Genomic DNA, 17,499 nt, shown 5'->3' with positions numbered 1-17,499 from the left:
GGAGTTCGACCCGGTCACCGAACGCGCGTTGGGCAACCACCCGCAGGCCTACTCGCATCTGGGCCTGATCCGCTGCGCCCAACTCCTGGACCGGTGACCAGGGGCGGCTTCTCGTCGCCGGCACCCGAACACGCACCGGCGCCCCCGGGGATCCGAGCTCACGGAAGTGAGCCGCCCCGGGGGTCGTGCGTCGGCCACGGCGGCCGGCGTGCCGCTTTCAACGTCGGCGGGGCCCTTCCTCCAGACGGCTACGCACGAGTGGCCACTCGGCGCGCAGCACCGAGTAGTACACCGCGTCCCGGCGCCGGCCTCCCGGCATCACGTTGTAGCTGCGCAGAACGCCCTCCTCCGTGGCGCCGATCCCGCTCAGCCCCCGACGGGCCCGCTCGTTCAACACGTCCGTCTTGAACTCCACCCGTTCGGCGTCCATGGCCTCGAAGGCGTGCCGCAGCAGCAGGTACTTCGCCCAGTGGTTGACTCCCCGACCGCGGAAGTCGCGCCCCAGCCAGGAGCTACCGATCTCCAGGCGCAGGTCCGGCTCCGAGAGGTTGCCGTAACTCATGCTGCCCGCGACCCGTCCGTCGACCAGGTCGGTGATGGTGAACGTGGTCCGTTTCCCCTTCTCGCTCGCCTCCAGGTAGGAGTCGAAGAAGCGCTCGAAGCCCGCGGCGTCATCCACCCTGGTGGTGAAGTGCGTCCAAATGTCGGGGTCGAGCGCCTGCTCCCGCCAACCGTCTCGATCGCCTTCCTGGAGCGGGGTGAGTCGTACGTACGCGTTCTCCAATCGGACCCGCGCCCGCTCCGCCCACACGTGGTTCTCCACCATTTCGTCCCCAGACGGCTCGTCGTCACCTTCGTGTCGCAGCTTAGGGCCGCCCTTTTTCTCCGTTTCGACGGGATCGGCCTCGGATCGTCGGTGTCGGTGGGTAGGGTTCCGACACGCAACGGAACCCGGAGTGCACTCGATGGCCACCGTCCTCAGCCGCCGCGCGCTCAACCGCGCGACCCTGGCCCGCCAGTTCCTCCTCGAACGTGTGGACCTGCCGATCGTCGAGTTGGTCACCCGCCTGGGCGGGCTCCAGGCGCAGACCACGCACACCTGGTACGTCGCCCTGCAGAACCGGCTGCGATCCCCCGATCCGCACGAGATGGGCCGTCTGCTCACCGAGGGCGCGCTGGTCCGCATGTCGCTGATGCGCTCCACCCTGCACCTGGTGACCCCGCAGGAGGCCCGGTGGCTGCGTGGCACCACCGGTGAGGTCATGGCCAGGGACCTGGAGAACAGTTCCCATGGCAAGGCGACCGCCGGCTTGGACCGCTCCGCCGTTCTCGACATGGCGCGCAAGATCCTGGAGGAGGAACCGCTCACCCCCAAACTGCTGGGAGAGCGTCTGGCGGAGCGCTGGCCGGGCGTTCCCGGACCGCACCTCTCCTACGTGGTGCGCTGTCTCCTACCGGTCGTCCAGGTCCCGCCACGCGGTGTGTGGGGCGCCTCGGGACCCCCGGCGCTGGCCCCCGCGGACACCTGGACCGGGCTGCCCATGGACGCCGAACCCGACCGGGAGCGCCTGGTCCTGCGCTACCTGGCCGCCTACGGACCGGCGAGCGTCCAGGACATCCAGGCCTGGTCCGGGTCGACCCGCCTCAAATCGGTGGTGGAGGGCCTGCGCGACCGGCTGGTGTCCTTCCACACCGAACAGGACGAGAGGCCCGAGGGAGGTCGTAGACCCGCCAGGCCCGTCGAGCTGTTCGATCTGCCCCACGCCCCTCGCCCCGGCTCCGACCTCTACCCGGACCTGCACGCCGACACCCCCGCGCCCGTCCGCTTCCTCTACGACTTCGACAACATCCTCCGCGCCCACGCCGACCGCACTCGTGTGATCTCCGACGAGGCCCGGCGCCGTATCGCCGTCCGCAACGGGATGCCGCCCTCGACGGTCCTCCTGGACGGTTCGGTGGCGGCCACGTGGAAGGTGAACCACATCCGCCCCACCCGTTCCTCCACTCACACCCCGTCCCTGGAGGTGGCCCCCTTCCGCACTCTCACCGGCTCCGAGACCGAGGAGATCGTCGAAGAGGGCCGCCGGCTGCTCGGCTTCCTCTCCCCAGGTCAGGGCGGGCGAGAAGTCCGGATCCACGACCCCGCTTGATTTTTCGGCCTTCCTGCCCGGTCGGGCCCCCTCACCTGCGCCGCTCCCACCACTCGCCCGTTTCGTGCACATGCATCCGGATCACAACAAGACAGTGCGGGTATGACAGGATTCTGGGGTGATTGAAGAGTTCCGCGCCGCGTTCCAACGGGTGCTCGACACCGCCGCCGGCCAGGCCCACGACTTCCCTGAGGCCGTGAAGGAAGCCTTCCGGCTGTCCTCCAGTGTGCCCAAAGAGGAACTCGAAATCGCCCTCGAAGCCCTGGCTCCGGTACTGGGCGACTGCGAACCCTACGCGGGTGTCGCGGCCGATCTCTCCGTCCTGGCCGGTGCCTTGGCCGAGTCCGGCACACCCGCCGGGCAGGCCGGTCTGGAGGTGCTGCGACAGGTCGGCGGCTACGGCCAGGCCGCCGTGGCGTTCATGCACGCCTGGGACAAGACCGGAGGCGGTACGCTGCCCGCGCCCTCCCAGGTGGGCGACGAGGAGGAGAGCCGGGTCGAGGAGGTCCTCGGTGACAACGCGCCCCTCGCCACCACGGGTTGGTGGACCGCCCAGCGCTACGGGCTCGCCGCCAAGGCGATGCTGAGCGACTCCGGCGTGCGTTCGGCCGTGCGCGCGGACCCCAGCGCCCTGGACGGACTGGGCCAGATCGTCGAGGCCCTGTCCACCCGGTTGAGCGAGTTCGGTGAGGTCGCCGAACTGCTGCGCATGGCCGAGGTGAGCCGTGTGCTCGTCCTGGACCGCGCTTCGTGGCGAGGCTTCCGCGTCCGGTTCGACGGCGTGAGCGACAACTTCCAGCTGCACACGCTGCTCGCCGACGCCCTGATCGGCAAGGAGGGGCTGCGGCTGTCCGGTACCCGCCCGGACCCCCGTTGGGTGGTCGCCTCCCAGGACGGTCAGGTGGATCCGCTGGCCGACGTGGTGCGCGGCGAGTGGGACCTGGTCGGCGGCGACGGTACCTGGGTGGGAAACGAGGCCTGCCCCGGGGACATCCCCGAGGTGGACGGTGAACGCGTCCTCGTCCTGGAGCCCCAGTCACTGTCGCACTCCTGGCGGGCCGGGCGTCGCCACCCGCACATCGTCGGCGCGCTCACCGTCCTGTCCGAACTGCACGGGGAGGAGACGGCCGCCTGGTGGTCGCGACTCCATCCGGCGGGAAGCGTCCGTCACCCCATGGCCCCGGCGATCGAGAACGAGGACACGGGCACGTACCGACGACCCCCGCGGCATTTCGGTGTGGCCGCGCACTTCGCCGAGGTGGACTCGGGTCCGTTGTCCGCCCCGTTCTCCGCCCTGGACCCCGATCTCGACGCGCCCGACCCCCGAATGCGCTCCGACGCCCCCGAACCGGACTTCGACTCCCTCTTCGGTGGCGGGTCTCCGTTCGACGACGATCCCCTCGGCCCCTCGTCGTCCCCCGCTTCGTTCACGCCCTCCGACGCACCGATCCCATCGACCCACGTCGAGGAGGACGAACCCGACGACTTCGTGGTGCCGGCCCCCTGGGCCGCCGCCCCGCCACGGGTCGACGACGAACCGCAGGCGATCCCGGACCCGGGCCCCTTCCGCGACCCCGACCCGTTCGGCAGCGCGCGCGGCGGCGCGGATTCGCCTTCCTGGACCGACGCCCTCGACTCGCCCACCTGGGGTGATGCCCTCGACTCACCGTCCTGGAACACCCGCTCGGAACCCTCCTCCGATTCCCCCTCCTCGTTCGACTCCCCCGACTCGCCTGCTTGGACGGACACCCCGGCCGCACCTCGTTGGGACGACCCCCTCGACCCGCCCTCCTCGAAGGACGCCTCCGAGGAGACGGAAGAGGAGGACCTCCCACCCGGTCGCCGACTGCTGCCGCCGATGCCGCCCGGCGTATCGGACGCCTCCACCTGGGCGCCGCACTGGAAGTGGCCGCTGGACCCACCCCGTCGCTGACGGCACCGGGGCCGCACGGCTCGCGACGCCCTACCCTGTGACGTGCGTGGGGGCGCGGGACGCATGACACATGTCATCTCGCGTCCACGCACGGCTCACACCGCTCCGGTGACTCCTACGACTACTGCGCGAGTGGGACCTCGCGGGAACCTGGGGACATGATGACGACGACGCCCGTTCCCCGGCACGACGCCGACTCGAACCCTGGTTCCGACGACGGTCCGAACAGCGCCCGCCGCCCCACCCGTGAGGAGGCCCTGAAGGCCGCGGAGGAGGCCTGGGGCGTACAGGAGGCGGAGCTCGGCAAGGAGATCCTCCGCTCCATGAAGCCGTGGAAGGGCGAGATGCAGCGCCAGGACAAGGTGCTGCTCGCCGTCGCCATCATCCTTCCGGCGCTGATGCTGCTCACCCTCCCGCTGCGTCCGCTGTTCATCGCCGACCACCCTCTGCCCCTGGCCCTGGTCACCGGAAGTCATGCCGCGGTCGGTGCCGCCTCCGCCTTCGCGAGCATCGGCGAGGGTTCCCTGTGGCTGATCGTCCTGGCCGGTGTGATCGGCAAGATCAAGATCGACTGGGTGTTCTGGTGGTTGGGTCACCGCTGGGGCCGAGGCATCGTCAACTTCCTCATCCAGGGTGAGCGCGGGCGCCGCCTCGCCGACCGCCTGGAGACGATGAATCCGTGGGTGATGCGCGTCCTCATCCCGCTGAGCTACCTGCCGGGCGTCCCCGCGGGCATCCCCCACGTGATGGCCGGCGCCAACGGGATGCGGCTGCGCACCTACCTCCTCCTGGACGCCCTGGGCGCCCTCATGATCACCACGTTCGTCGCCTACGTCGGATACGTCTCCGGGCAGTCCGGGGTGGACCTCGTCCTGATGGTCGACAAGTACGCCCTGTGGATCATGCTCGCGCTCATCTTCGGCATGGCGTTGTACCCGACCCTCACCGCCGGCCGCGACCAGAAGGCGCGCAAGAAGGAGGCGTTGGACCTGGCCGCCGCCGAATACGACGCCGAGACCGACCGGATCGAGTCCGAAGGCTCCCCAAGCACCTCCACCGGCTCCGGAGGCACCCCCGGACCGGGAGACTCCACCCCCACCGAACCCACCGCCACCAGTGAAGACAGCGGTAAGTGACGCTTGCGTGACAACCGGTCGCACACAGGTGGCCTGTGCGCGACTAGGCTGGCGTCCGGCAATCCGACACCCCGGGCAAGCCGGCTGCGCTGGGTGCGTCACAAACACACTCAAGGAGATCCCGTCATGGGACAGCGACACTTCGATCTGGTGGTCCTCGGCGCCGGGCCCGGCGGTTACGTCGCGGCGATCCGCGCCGCCCAACTGGGCCTCACGACCGCGATCGTCGAGGAGAAGTACTGGGGCGGGGTCTGCCTCAACGTGGGCTGCATCCCTTCCAAGGCACTCCTTCGCAACGCGGAGCTCGCGCACCTGTTCCACAACGACGCCGACACCTTCGGCATCAAGGTGGAGGGCAAGGTCGAGTTCGACTACGGCAAGGCGTTCAGCCGAAGCCGTGAGGTCGCGGACGGCCGGGTCAAGGGTGTCCACTTCCTCATGAAGAAGAACAAGATCACCGAGTTCAACGGGCGCGGCACCTTCGTGGACGACCACACCATCGAGGTGCGGAACGCGGACGGGGAGACCGAGTCGATCACCTTCGACAACTCGATCATCGCCGCGGGCTCCTCCACCAAGCTCATCCCGGGCACTTCGCTCTCCGAGCGCGTCGTGACCTATGAGGAGCAGATCCTCACCGAGGAACTACCCGAAAGCATCATCATCGCGGGCGCCGGCGCCATCGGCGTCGAGTTCGCCTTCGTGATGGCCAATTACGGGGTCGACGTCACCATCGTGGAGTTCCTCGACCGCATGGTGCCGGCGGAGGACGAGGAGGTCTCCAAGGAGATCTCCCGCGCCTACAAGAAGCTCGGCGTGAAGGTCCTGACCTCCACCAAGGTGGAGAACGTCGAGGACTCCGGTTCGGGTGTGCGGGTCACGGTCACCGGCAAGGACGGTGGGCAACAGACCCTGGAGGCCGACAAGCTGCTCCAGGCGATCGGTTTCTCCCCCAACGTCGAGGGCTACGGCCTGGACAAGGCCGGGGTGGAGCTCACCGACCGGGGCGCGATCGGCATCGACTCCCGAGGCCGCACCAACGTGCCGCACATCTACGCGATCGGCGACGTCACCGCCAAGCTGATGCTGGCGCACACCGCCGAGGCCATGGGCATCGTCGCCTCGGAGACCATCGCGGGCGCCGAGACGCAGGAGATCGACTACCGGTTCATCCCGCGCGCCACCTACTGCCAGCCCCAGATCGCCAGCTTCGGCTACAGCGAGACCCAGGCGAGGGAGGCGGGCTACGACGTCCAGGTCGCCAAGTTCCCGTTCATGGCCAACGGCAAGGCCCATGGGCTCGGCGACGTCCGCGGCTTCGTCAAGATCGTCTCGGACGGAAAGTACGGCGAGTTCCTGGGCGCCCACATGGTGGGGCCGGACGTCACCGAGCTGCTGCCGGAGCTGACCCTGGCCCAGCAGTGGGACCTGACGGTGCACGAGGTGGCTCGCAACATCCACGCCCACCCGACCCTGAGCGAAGCGGTCAAGGAGGCCGTGCACGGCCTGGCCGGGCACATGATCAACCTCTGACCCACCGCGTCACGGCCGACCACGTCGGGTTCGGCCACGAGGTGACCCGGAAACGGGGCCGGGCCGAGGGGATGTCCTCGGCCCGGCCCCGCCGTCTGTGCCCCCGTGCTTCCCGGAGTTGCTAAGTTTCCCTGTGTGTCCCCCGCCGGCGCCCCTCCCACGTGCCCGGCGCACCCCGAACCGAAAGCCACCCATGCGCCTGATTCCGTCCACTCCCCTGTCATGCCTGGGCACGGCCGTCGCCGCGGTCGTCATCGGCGGTTTCGTCCTCGTCGGCTGTGACGTGGTCGACCTCGACCTGGATATGAACCTGTCCAGCGGCGACGGCTCGGAGTCACCGGACGAGGAGGCGAGCGCGAGTCCCAGCCCCGGCGAGGAGGAGGCCGAGGAACAGGAGGACTCCTCCTACGGACTCCCCGAGTCGTGCGAGGCGGCGGGCGCCGCGCAGATCGTCGGCGACCTCGCCCCCGGCACCGTCCTCACCGAGGAGAGCGGAGCGATCGACGGGGTCGACGACGCCGAACAGCTCTCCTGCACCTACAGCGACGGGAACGCCGCACCGGGCACCCCCTCCTTCACCCTCCTGTTCACCTCCGGCGCCGACCCGAGCGCCAACCCGGACGTCATCGAGGTTCCCGGTTCGGAGGCCGAGATGAACTGGGAGGTGGACGTCGACGTGGACGTGGACACCTACCACACGGAGGAGTCCGACGACCTCGACGGCGACCTGGAGTACGTGGGCACCGTGGACGGCTCCAGCCGCCACCTGTACCTGCAACTGCCCGGCGACTTCCACGTCACCGCCATCGTCTTCAACGAAGACGTCGAGCGGGGCGACCTGGAGCGTGTCGTGTTGCAGGCCGCCGGTCAGATCCGAAACTAGTGTCATGGCCGGTGAGGCAGGGAGCGGACCCACACGAGGGGTCGGGGGACTGAGCCGAGAGGAGCTCGACGCCGGCCGCGACCTCCTGGTGCCCGACGTACTCGTCGAAGGGTTGTCGGTGGTGTTCTGCGGGCTCAATCCCGGGCTGACCAGCGCGGTGCGCGGACACCACTTCGCCACCCCCGGCAACCGCTTCTGGCCCTCGCTGGGCCGGTCCGGGTTCACCCCGGGCCGCTACACCCCCGACCGGGAGTGGGAGCTGCCCCGACTGGGGTTGGGGATCACCAACCTCGTCGCGCGCACCACCCGCGGTTCGGACGAACTCGCACCCGAGGAGTTCGTCCAAGGCTCCGAAGAGCTGCGCGGCAAGATCCTCGACCTGGCCCCCGCGTGGTTGACGTTCCTGGGCATCACCGGTTACCGAGAGGCCTTCGGGGTCAGGCGACCGAAGGTCGGCCCCCAGGAGGAGACCATCGGTCGAACCCGGCTGTGGTTGCTGCCCAACCCGAGCGGACGCAACGCCCACTACACGCCCGCGATGTTGACCGAGGAGTTCGTCCGGCTCCGGCTCGCCGCGGGCCTGCCCGACCGTTCGGCGGACACCGGCTCCCCCTGAGAGCAGGCCCCGGGAAACGACAAGGGAGGGGGCCCGACATCGTGTCGGTCCCCCTCCCTGTTCAAGTACCCCTAGTACTCCACCGGGATCTCCTCGAACTCACCGAAGGGGCCGGCGCGCATCGTGAGCTCCTCGATGTCCACCGGCGGGGCGGGGAACACCGCGACCAGCTCGTGCGTGTTGCCGGGCTGGATCGTGTGCACCTCCTCGGCGAAGCTGCTGTAGCGGTTCTCGCCGAAGTCCATCTGCGCCACGTAGCGGACCAGTCCGCCCTCCGGCTCGTACAACTGGAACCCGCCCAGGGTGCCCTTGTTGAACTGCTCGGGGCCACCGGCCACCGTCTCACTGCCGCCCAGCTCGGGGGCGAGCGGTTCGTCGGTGGTGTTGGTCATCGCCACGGTGCCGATGACGTAGGCGCCGTCACGGCGCAACGGGTAGATCTCCAGCCGGATCCCGTTCTCCTCCCCCTCGGCGACCACGGAACCCGGGTCGTCGCTGTAGGGGGCGGGCCAGGTCACGTTGCGCTGGGCCACGCCGAGGCCGTCGTCGTCGTACTCCTCGTCCTCGGTGGCCTCCACCGTCGGGTTGAAGACGTAGGAGAACTCCACGCGCCGGTTGCGGGCCCGCGCCTCCTCGTCGTCGGAACCACCCTCGCGGGCGATGGGCTCGCGCTTGCCGCGACCCTCGACCTCCAGCTGGTAGTCGGTCCCGAGTTCCTCGGCGAGCAGGTCCCGCACGCTCTCGGCGCGTTCCACCGACAGGTTGTCGTTGTAGGCGTCGTCACCGATGCCGTCGGTGTGGCCGACCACGGTGATGCTGGGCTCGTCGGGGTCGACGTTCTGGGCCAGGGTGGTGGCGGCGCGGCGGACCACGTCCTCGGCGTCGTCGGTCAGGTCCGAGCGGTCGAACTCGAACATCACGTCCGAGTGCAGCGAGATGATCTCGCGGTCGCCGTCCCGGGTGGTGGAGGCGATCTCGGAGTCGACGAAGCTCTGTACCCAACCCTCGTCGGCGAGGGCGTCCTCGTCGGGGCGACGGTTGGCGAAGACGAGGTTCTCACCCCGTGCGGGCGGGTCGTCCAAGGTCAGGTGGTCGGGCCCGTTGGGGTTCTCCGGGTCCTCCCGCTCGGTCTCCACGTCCTGGACGGGGATGCCGGTCATGGCGCCCAGCCCGCTGCCGACGAACGTCACCTGGGACACCTCGTCGGGAATGCGGGGGAAGTAGCGGGTGTACTCGTTGGTGACCCCGTCGTGCACCGGGTAGAGCCCGTCCTCGTTGGGGCTCTCCGATCCGTACTTGAGGCCCTCGCCGTCGAGGAACTGTCGGTAGACGCGTCCGGTGAGGGGGTCGACCAGGGTGTGGGCCATGCTCAGGTTCCGGTTGGGCCCGGCGAAATCGTCCAGGTAGGTGACCTCGTAGTGCATGACCGTGTAGTCGTCGGTGCGCTCCAGTCCGGTGACGGCGAAGCGCATCTCGGCGTCCTGTCCGGTGTCCTGGAAGATGCGTCCCTCGCGTACGTAGGGGAACTCCTCCCTGACCTCGGGCGGTCCGGACGCGTCTCCGAAGGTTTCGGACCACCAGTCGGACACGGGGGCGCAGCCACTGAGGAGGAGGCTGCCCGAGACCATGAGCGCGACCACGGTTAGGTGCTTCTTCCGCGCCATGTGGGGGAACTCCGATCGTTGAGAGGACGTACCGGCAACATCTTCCTGCACTCACGGGGTCGAACCGACCACAGTGCCCCAAGAAGAGTCACGGCACCCGCCCTGGCCAGCCATGACCCGTATAGGCGGATTCCATGGCGGGGCGTTCCGGAGCGTTGGCCGGTGCCCCGTTTCGCGTTCGCGCATATGCGCGTCGCGGCTCTCGACGCAAGCGATTCACACGTAACGTGATGAACTCGTAACGTCGAGTCATCCATCGGGGCGGAAGATGCACCGAACCACCCTCACGGCCGGGTGTGCCGTACTCCTCCTCTCCCTCGCCGCCTGTTCCGGTGGCAACGGCGAGGGCGAAGGCGAAGAACACGGCCACAGCGCCGAGGCCGACGTCGAACCGGTCGGAGCCTTCGGCCCCGGCTGCGCGGACTTCCCCGACACGGGACCCGGAAGCCTCTCCGCGATGGCCGACCGCCCCCTCTCCACCGCCATCGCCGACAACCCCTTTCTGGGCCGCCTGGCCGAGGTGGTGGAGCGATCCGGTCTGGCATCGGACCTGGACACGGCCGACGACATGACCCTGTTCGCCCCCACCGACGACGCCTTCGACATGTATCCCACCCCGGCGATCCAGGGCCTGCTGGACTCCCCCGACGGGCCGGCGCACCTTCTGGGCCACCACGTCGTCCTAGGCGAGTTCGGCAGCGCCGATCTGGACGGCGGCTCCTTCGACACCCTCAACGGCGACCGGATCCGCGCCACCGCGGACGAGGGCGAGTACACGGTCGACGGCTACGCCCCGGTGGTCTGTGCCGACGTACGAACCACCAACGCCACCGTCCATGTGGTGGGCATGCTCCTCATCCCGTCCTGACACACCGCCTCGCGTTCCGGCACACCACTCGACGTGGGCCGCGAAACCCACGTCGACGGTGGGCGCACGATGGCTCCGGGCGCTTGGAAAAAGAATCCCGAGAAAAGTCGTCGACCGACCCATCCGCCCCCGCGTCGGCGCCGAATACCCGACGTGACCACCAAGGAACGCGGGACACGACGCCCGCAACGCGACACCCGGCACCTCATGGTCGGGGTGGGCCTCGGCCTGCTCGTCGTCGGGGCGGCCCTCGGATTCGGCGAACTCACCGCCGGACTGACGCGTGCGACCTCGCCGGTGGTCACGGTCGGCGACGCGCTCGTCGACAACAGTCCCCCGTTCCTCATGGAGTGGGCGATCTCGCTCTTCGGCACGGCCGACAAGGCCGTACTGATCACCGGGGTCGTGGTCGTCCTCGTCCTGGCCGGCGCACTGCTCGGTGTCGTGTCACCGCGCCGCCCGGCCGTCGGATACGCGGGGCTGCTCCTGTTCACGGTGGTGGGGCTCGCCGCCGTGTTCCTCCGCCGCGCCGATGACCTGGGAGCGGCCTCGGCCGTGGTCGTCGGCGGGGCGGCGGGCGCCGTGGCGCTGTGGCTCCTTCTCAGGAGCGCTCGCCCGGCCCTCGAAACCGGGGGAGAGAAGGGGGAGCCTCGGGCACCGGCGGAAGCGGAGGGTGGAACACCCCCCGCGCCGGGGCCGGACCGAGGACCTGGGAGGCGCGGTTTCGTACTCACCGCGGCCGGGGTCCTCGCCGCCACCGGTTCCGCCGGTGCCCTGGGGCGGTTCCTTCCCTCCATGACCGGCGGTACCGGATCGCGAAGCGCACTGGCGCTGCCCGCACCCGCCGAGCCCCTGCCGGCGCCGCCCTCCGGGGTCGACCTCGGCGTTCCGGGACTGGCGCCCTTCACGACCCCGAACCGGGACTTCTACCGGATCGACACCGCCCTCACCATCCCGCGCCTGGACTCCGATCGTTGGACCCTGCGTGTGCACGGACTCGTGGACCGGCCCTTCGAGATCGACATGGACGAACTGCTGTCCCGCGAACTCGTCGAGACCGACACCACCCTGACCTGTGTGTCCAACCAGGTCGGCGGGGACCTGGTCGGCAACACCCGCTGGCTCGGGTTCCCCCTCGCCGACCTGCTGCGCGAAGCGGGGGTCCACGCCGACGCCGACCAGATCCTCAGCACCTCGCACGACGGCTGGACCTGCGGCACCCCCACCGAGGTGGTCATGGACGGGCGCGACGCCCTCCTCGCCGTGGGGATGGGCGGCGAACCGCTCCCCCACGTCAACGGCTACCCCGCTCGCATGGTGGTGCCCGGCCTGTACGGGTTCGTCAGCGCCACCAAGTGGGTCACCGAGATCAGGCTCACCCGTTTCGCGGACGACCAGGCGTACTGGGCCCGGCGCGGGTGGGGCGTGCGCGCTCCGATCAAGACCATGTCCCGGATCGACGTGCCTTCCCCGCTGGGTCGTGTGGACGCCGGCGAGGTCGTCCTGGCCGGGGTCGCCTGGGCCCAACACCGCGGGATCGACGCCGTGGAGGTGCGTGTCGACGACGGCGACTGGTGGGAGGCGGACCTGGCCGCCGTCCCCGGCATCGACACCTGGGTGCAGTGGGTGGCCGAGGTCGACGTCGACCCCGGCATGCACTCGGTGGAGGTACGGGCCACCGACTCCACCGGCTTCACCCAGCCGGCCGAACGGGTCGACCCGATCCCGGACGGGGCCACCGGGTGGCATCGGATCCGCTTCACCGCCGACTGAACACCACAGACCTCATCCGCGACAACGGCTCGACACAACCGCAGATCGTCAACACCCACAGATGTGACCAGAGGGAACAACGGGAGAAGAGATGAACACCATGCTCCGCAAGAACACGCTCACCGCCACCGCTGCCGCCGCCGTGCTCGCCTTCGGTCTCTCGGCCTGTGGCGACATGGACGGCGCGGCCGAGGAGTCCCCGGAGATGGGTGGCGCCGAGGAGACCACCGAGAACACCGATGGCATGGAGGAGGAGAGCACCGACGAGGGCGCGGAGACCGCGGGCGAGAACTTCGGCCCGGGCTGCGCCGACGTGCCCGAAGACGGTGACGGCAGCTTCGAGGGCATGGCCCAGGACCCGGTCGCCACCGCGGCCTCCAACAACCCGCTCCTGTCCACCCTGGTCAGCGCCGTGGAGGAGGCCGACCTGGTCGACACGCTGAACTCCGCCGAGGACATCACCGTCTTCGCTCCCGCCAACGACGCCTTCGAGGCGATCCCGCAGGAGGACCTGGACGCGCTGTTGGCCGACCAGGAGCAGCTCACCGAGGTGCTGACCTACCACGTCGTCGAGGGCACCCACGCTCCCGAGGACCTGGCGGACGGCACGTTCACCTCCCTGCAGGGCGAGGACGTCACCACCAGCGGCTCCGGCGAGGAGTTCACCGTGAACGACGAGTCCCAGGTGGTGTGCGGCAACGTGCAGACCGCGAACGCCACCGTCTACATCGTCGACACCGTGCTGATGCCTTCCTGATGGGAGGCTGAACCGAGCACCCGGGCGGCTCGAACTTCGAGGACGGGCCGCCCGGGACCACCCATCGCACCGTAACCACCAGACCACGACTCCCCACCGGAAGGCCGTAGATGGACAGGGCAACGGCGGCACCGCAGGGGTCCTCCCCGGAGGGCCCTCTCGGGTTGGAGGATCTTCTGAGCCGCGTGGCGCGCGGCGAGGAGCAGGCGTTCGACAGGGTGTACGACCTGATCAGCCCGACCGTGTACGGGCTGGTCAAGCGTGTTCTACGGGACCCCGCCCAGTCGGAGGAGGTCTCCCAGGAGGTGCTGGTGGAGGTGTGGCGCAGTGCCTGTCGTTACGACCCGCGCCGGGGGAGCCCCCAGGCGTGGGTGATGACGTTGGCCCACCGCAAGGCGGTGGACCGGGTGCGTTCGGAGCAGGCGGCCACCGACCGGGAGTCCCGAGCTGCGGCGGGCGACACCGAACGCCCCTATGACCAGGTGGCCGAGGAGGCCACGAACCGGCTCGAACGCGATCGTGTCCGACGATGTCTGGAGAACCTCACGGAACTCCAGGAGCAGTCGGTGCGCCTGGCCTTCTACGGCGGCTACACCTACCGTGATGTGGCACGCCTGTTGTCGACGCCCCTGGGCACCATCAAGACCAGGATGCGCGACGGACTCATTCGACTCAGGGACTGTTTGGGGGTGGAGTGGTGAGAAGGTCGCTCAGCCCGGACCTGCACACGCTGACCGGCGCCTACGCGTTGAACGCCCTCACTCCGAGCGAGAGCGTGCGCTTCGAGGACCACTTGGCCGACTGCGACTCCTGTGTACAGGAGGTGCGGGGTTTCACCGAGACCTCCGCGCGGTTGGCCGCCACGGCCGCCGAGACACCGCCCGCGGAGCTTCGGGCGAAGGTGCTGGAGGAGGTCTCCCGGACCCGTCAGCTCGCCCCCGCCCCCGAGCGCCTGCCCGAGCCCCGCCGCCGCGGACTTCCATGGACGCTGGGTCTGGTGTTGGCCGCCTGCCTGGCCGCGGTCATCGCCCTGGGCGCGGTGGTGCTCGACCAGCGTGAACAGGTGAACGAGCTGCGCGGCAACGAGCGGCAGATCGCCGCGGTGCTGGCCGCGCCGGACGCCGTCACCACCAGCGCCGAGCCCATGGAGGGTGTGAGCGTCACGGTGGTGCGCTCCGAGTCCCTGGGCGACCTGGTGTTCAGCGCGCACGGTCTGGAGGACCTGCACGACGAGGACTACCAGCTGTGGCTGAGCCGGCCGGACGGGTCGGTCTACTCGGCCGGGACGCTCTCGGTCGACCAGGAGGGTTTCGTACTCCCGGTTCTGGCCACCCCGCAGGACGAGGAGACCGACGGCGTCGCCGTCACCATCGAGCCCGAGGGCGGGTCCGAGCAACCCACCTCCGATCCGGTGATGGCCATGCCGGTCACCGGCTGACCGGTACCGATGGCCCGAGCGCGCCGTGACCCCGCGGGACCAAGGGGTCACGGCGCGCTCGACGGGCGGCCGGAACGGCGGGGAACGGCTCCTCAGAGGACGGCGACCTCATCCGGGCGAGGCAGGGCGCGCATGGTGGGTCCGAGGGTGAACAGCGCGGCCGGCGCGGACACCACCGCCATCGTCACGAACACCGCGATCGGGCCGGCCAGGTCGAAGACCACCCCCACCCCGACGATGCCGATCGGTTGGGACAGCAGCGCCATGAAGGTCACCGCGCCCAGGGCCCGCCCCTGGTAGTGGTCGGGCACCGTGGCGGCCACGTAACCGAAGAAGACCGCGTTGACGCAGGGGACCGCGGCGAAGACGAACGCCACGATCATCCCCAGCGGAAGCACTCCGGGCGTGACCACCAGGACGAGCGCGCAGACCGGAGCCGACCACGCGGTGAAGAGGAGGATCCGGGAGGGGCTCACCGCCCGCAACACCGGACCGGCCGCCAACGCTCCGGCCAGCCCGCCCATCCCGGCCAGTGACACGGTCACTCCGACCAGCAGGTTGGAGGCACCTCGTTCGTTCGCGGTGGCGATGATCGCGAGGAACACACCCGTCTGGGTGAAGGCGAGGTTGAACCCGATGATCCAGCACATCATCGGCCGCAGGATCGGGTGCCGGGCCAGGAGCACGAACCCGGTGACGGTGCCGCGCAGGGTCCACGGTTCCCCTTCGGCGCGCCTAGGGGCCTGCATGGGTCGGCGGATGCGCAGGAGCAGCGCCGTGGACAACAGGTAGCAGACCGCCTCTGCGAGGAACGGGAAGGCGCGACCCAGGCCGAACAGCGAACCGGCGAGCGGCGCGCCCAGCGCGGTGGTGCTGAAGAAACGGATCTGGTTCTGCGCCGACGCGCTCGCGATCTGCGAGGACGGGACGAGCTGTTTGATCGCCGCCATGGCCACCGGGTTGGAGACACCCGTGAGGGCCGAGGAGGTGACCGCCACCCCGATGACGAGCGGCACGTCGGCCTCACCGTTGAGCAGTAGCGAGGCGAAGGCGACGAGGAGCAGGAGCCGTCCGATGTCGCAGACGAGCAGGATGGCGCGCCGGTTGACGCGGTCGGCGAGGGCACCTCCGACCACGGCCGTGATCATGGTGGTGGCGACCTGCGCGGCGCCGATGATGCCCGCCTGGGACGCGGACCCGGCCAGGAGGAGGATCAGCAGGGGGTAGGCGACCTCGCCGCTCTCCTTGCCCAATCCCGCGAAGAAGCGGCTGGCCCACAGGGCCTGGAAGTCCTGGTTGCGGATGAGCGGAGCGGGTCCCTCGGCCCCGTTCCCCGGTCGTTCCGGGTGGCGGTACGGCTGTGGCCGTTCCATGGTCATTGTGTGCGACTTCCCGTGGTGTGCCCGCGGAGAGCCGGGGTTCCCCGACCCCACCTCCGACGTGCTGAACCGTTGTTCCCCTCGGGGTCGAGGCGATCAGGGAGGGAATTCGGGATACGCGAAATAAGGGCATGCGGGGGGTTGGATGCTCATGTGGCCATTATGCGCCTGTTGTAGGCATTGACGAGCTTCTGAGACCGCATGTGATGCATATCCATGAAAGTGGCCACTATTGGCCGTTTGTGCACATGCATGCGCCTGTTCTCCCTGTGCCTTTCGTCCCGCGAAAATGGGTCTCAGGGCACTCACAGGGGCGGGTGTGACGTTTTCCAGTGACCGTCCGTCACCGATTTCCCCTTTCGGGACATCGGCGGGCCGGACGGAAACGGAATCGGTGGGGCGGCCCCTTCCTCCCGGGGTTGGGAAGGGGCCGGCCCGAAACGCTCACGTCTCTCTCCCGGGCGCCGTCCGATCAGGCGTGGAGGAGTCCCGCCCCGTCTCGACGGGGACGCCGTCCCCGCGCCGCCGCCTCGATGGTCCACGGGGTGCGTTCGACGTAGGCGACGACCGCCGCCACCACGAGCGAACCTCCGGCGACGAGGACGTAGGAGGCGGTCCAACCGCCGGTGAGCTCGCTCAACAGTCCGAACAGCAGCGGCCCGCCCAGGGCGATCCCGCTACCGGCGCCCTGCACGAACCCGGACAGGGCGGCGGCGCCCCGGGCGGTGGAACTTCGAGCGTTGATCATGGTCATGGTGACCACGAACAGGCTGGTGCCCAGTCCAAGGAAGAGGACCCACACGACGGCGAGCCCCGGTGCCAGCGCCACACCCAGGTAACCGATCCCGTAACCGGACAGTCCCAGGGCGACGATCGGGAAGGTATCGGCGGTGCGCAGGGTGGCCGCGGGCGCGACCAGGCCGAACAGCAGGCTGGTGCCGACCATCAGCGAGACCATGCTCCCCGCGGCGGCGGGGCCGTGCCCGGCGTCGCTCAACAGGGCGGGCAGCCAGGTGAAGAGCGTGAAGACGTTCCAGGTGACCATGCCGAAGAGCAGGGCCATCCGCCAGGCCATGCCGATCCGCAGGATGGGGCGGGCCAGGGGCCGATCATCTCCCATCGTCGTGGTCGGGGAGGCCACGGGGCCGCCCCTGCGCCACTGCACGGCCCACAGGAGGGCGGCGACGAGGGCGATGCCCGACCAGGCGCCCAGGGCGACCCGCCACCCGGCGACCTCGGCCAGGGGCACGGCCACCAGCGGTGGGAAGAGCGCGCCAAGGTGGATCGCGACCATCTGGACGGTGCTCAGCGCGGCGATTCGGTCGGGGAAGTACTGCTTGATCAGCGGCGGCAGCACGACGTTGCCCAG

The 17,499-nt window shown here is 69.6% G+C and carries 15 protein-coding genes; 11 read left to right on the top strand and 4 right to left on the bottom strand.

Features of this window, described 5'->3' with window-relative positions:
- Window positions 1-217 precede the first annotated feature (217 nt).
- A complete protein-coding gene (locus ABZ717_RS26850; RefSeq protein WP_358515483.1) occupies window positions 218-826 on the bottom strand; it encodes a GNAT family protein in 609 nt (202 codons plus the stop codon).
- A gap of 139 nt (window positions 827-965) precedes the next feature.
- On the opposite strand from ABZ717_RS26850, the gene ABZ717_RS26845 reads away from it, so the two are divergent.
- The 6 genes from ABZ717_RS26845 to ABZ717_RS26820 all read left to right on the top strand — a co-directional run bounded on the left by ABZ717_RS26845 (window position 966) and on the right by ABZ717_RS26820 (window position 8,251).
- Window positions 966-2,150, top strand: a complete 1,185-nt coding sequence (locus ABZ717_RS26845; protein ID WP_358515480.1) for a winged helix DNA-binding domain-containing protein — start codon at window positions 966-968, stop codon at window positions 2,148-2,150.
- 118 nt (window positions 2,151-2,268) lie between these two features.
- Window positions 2,269-4,083, top strand: a complete 1,815-nt coding sequence (locus ABZ717_RS26840; RefSeq protein ID WP_358515477.1) for a hypothetical protein — start codon at window positions 2,269-2,271, stop codon at window positions 4,081-4,083.
- A 158-nt stretch (window positions 4,084-4,241) separates the two neighbouring features.
- Window positions 4,242-5,219 (top strand): VTT domain-containing protein, encoded by a 978-nt coding sequence (locus ABZ717_RS26835; protein ID WP_358515475.1) that lies wholly within the window; start codon window positions 4,242-4,244, stop codon window positions 5,217-5,219.
- Between the two features lie 126 nt (window positions 5,220-5,345).
- Window positions 5,346-6,752 carry a dihydrolipoyl dehydrogenase gene (gene lpdA / locus ABZ717_RS26830; protein WP_358515472.1) on the top strand — a complete coding sequence of 469 codons (1,407 nt, stop codon included), beginning with the start codon at window positions 5,346-5,348 and terminating at the stop codon, window positions 6,750-6,752.
- 193 nt (window positions 6,753-6,945) lie between these two features.
- A complete protein-coding gene (locus ABZ717_RS26825; protein ID WP_358515469.1) occupies window positions 6,946-7,635 on the top strand; it encodes a hypothetical protein in 690 nt (229 codons plus the stop codon).
- A gap of 4 nt (window positions 7,636-7,639) precedes the next feature.
- Complete coding sequence (locus tag ABZ717_RS26820) at window positions 7,640-8,251, top strand: mismatch-specific DNA-glycosylase (RefSeq protein WP_358515466.1); 612 nt, start codon at window positions 7,640-7,642, stop codon at window positions 8,249-8,251.
- A 71-nt stretch (window positions 8,252-8,322) separates the two neighbouring features.
- Here the strand turns inward: ABZ717_RS26820 and ABZ717_RS26815 are convergent, their stop codons facing one another.
- On the bottom strand, window positions 8,323-9,915 hold the full coding sequence (locus tag ABZ717_RS26815) for an OmpA family protein (RefSeq protein ID WP_358515462.1): 1,593 nt from the start codon (window positions 9,913-9,915) through the stop codon (window positions 8,323-8,325).
- 268 nt (window positions 9,916-10,183) lie between these two features.
- Between ABZ717_RS26815 and ABZ717_RS26810 the strand changes: the two genes are divergently transcribed.
- The 5 genes from ABZ717_RS26810 (at window position 10,184) to ABZ717_RS26790 (ending at window position 14,751) form a co-directional block, all read left to right on the top strand.
- The gene (locus ABZ717_RS26810; protein ID WP_358515459.1) at window positions 10,184-10,783 is read left to right on the top strand and encodes a fasciclin domain-containing protein; all 600 of its coding nucleotides are present in this window, start codon (window positions 10,184-10,186) and stop codon (window positions 10,781-10,783) included.
- Between the two features lie 144 nt (window positions 10,784-10,927).
- Window positions 10,928-12,556 carry a molybdopterin-dependent oxidoreductase gene (locus ABZ717_RS26805; protein WP_358515489.1) on the top strand — a complete coding sequence of 543 codons (1,629 nt, stop codon included), beginning with the start codon at window positions 10,928-10,930 and terminating at the stop codon, window positions 12,554-12,556.
- Window positions 12,557-12,656: 100 nt separating this feature from the next.
- Window positions 12,657-13,313, top strand: coding sequence for a fasciclin domain-containing protein (locus ABZ717_RS26800; protein ID WP_358515486.1), 657 nt, complete (start codon window positions 12,657-12,659; stop codon window positions 13,311-13,313).
- 110 nt (window positions 13,314-13,423) lie between these two features.
- The gene (locus tag ABZ717_RS26795; protein ID WP_358515456.1) at window positions 13,424-14,014 is read left to right on the top strand and encodes a sigma-70 family RNA polymerase sigma factor; all 591 of its coding nucleotides are present in this window, start codon (window positions 13,424-13,426) and stop codon (window positions 14,012-14,014) included.
- On the top strand, window positions 14,011-14,751 hold the full coding sequence (locus ABZ717_RS26790; RefSeq protein ID WP_358515453.1) for an anti-sigma factor: 741 nt from the start codon (window positions 14,011-14,013) through the stop codon (window positions 14,749-14,751). Before ABZ717_RS26795 ends, ABZ717_RS26790 begins: the two co-directional genes overlap by 4 nt.
- Before the next feature lie 92 nt (window positions 14,752-14,843).
- Here the strand turns inward: ABZ717_RS26790 and ABZ717_RS26785 are convergent, their stop codons facing one another.
- Together ABZ717_RS26785 and ABZ717_RS26780 are read right to left on the bottom strand one after the other, a co-directional pair.
- Window positions 14,844-16,130, bottom strand: a complete 1,287-nt coding sequence (locus tag ABZ717_RS26785; RefSeq protein ID WP_358515450.1) for an MFS transporter — start codon at window positions 16,128-16,130, stop codon at window positions 14,844-14,846.
- A 472-nt stretch (window positions 16,131-16,602) separates the two neighbouring features.
- Window positions 16,603-17,499: MFS transporter (locus ABZ717_RS26780; RefSeq protein ID WP_358515447.1), on the bottom strand; the 897-nt coding region annotated here is incomplete at its 5' end.

Source organism: Nocardiopsis sp. NPDC006832 (genome assembly GCF_040635885.1).
In the GTDB taxonomy this organism is placed as follows: Bacteria; Actinomycetota; Actinomycetes; order Streptosporangiales; family Streptosporangiaceae; genus Nocardiopsis.
Note: the sequence above shows the minus strand (reverse complement) of the source record. Positions and strands in the feature narration are given on the sequence as shown.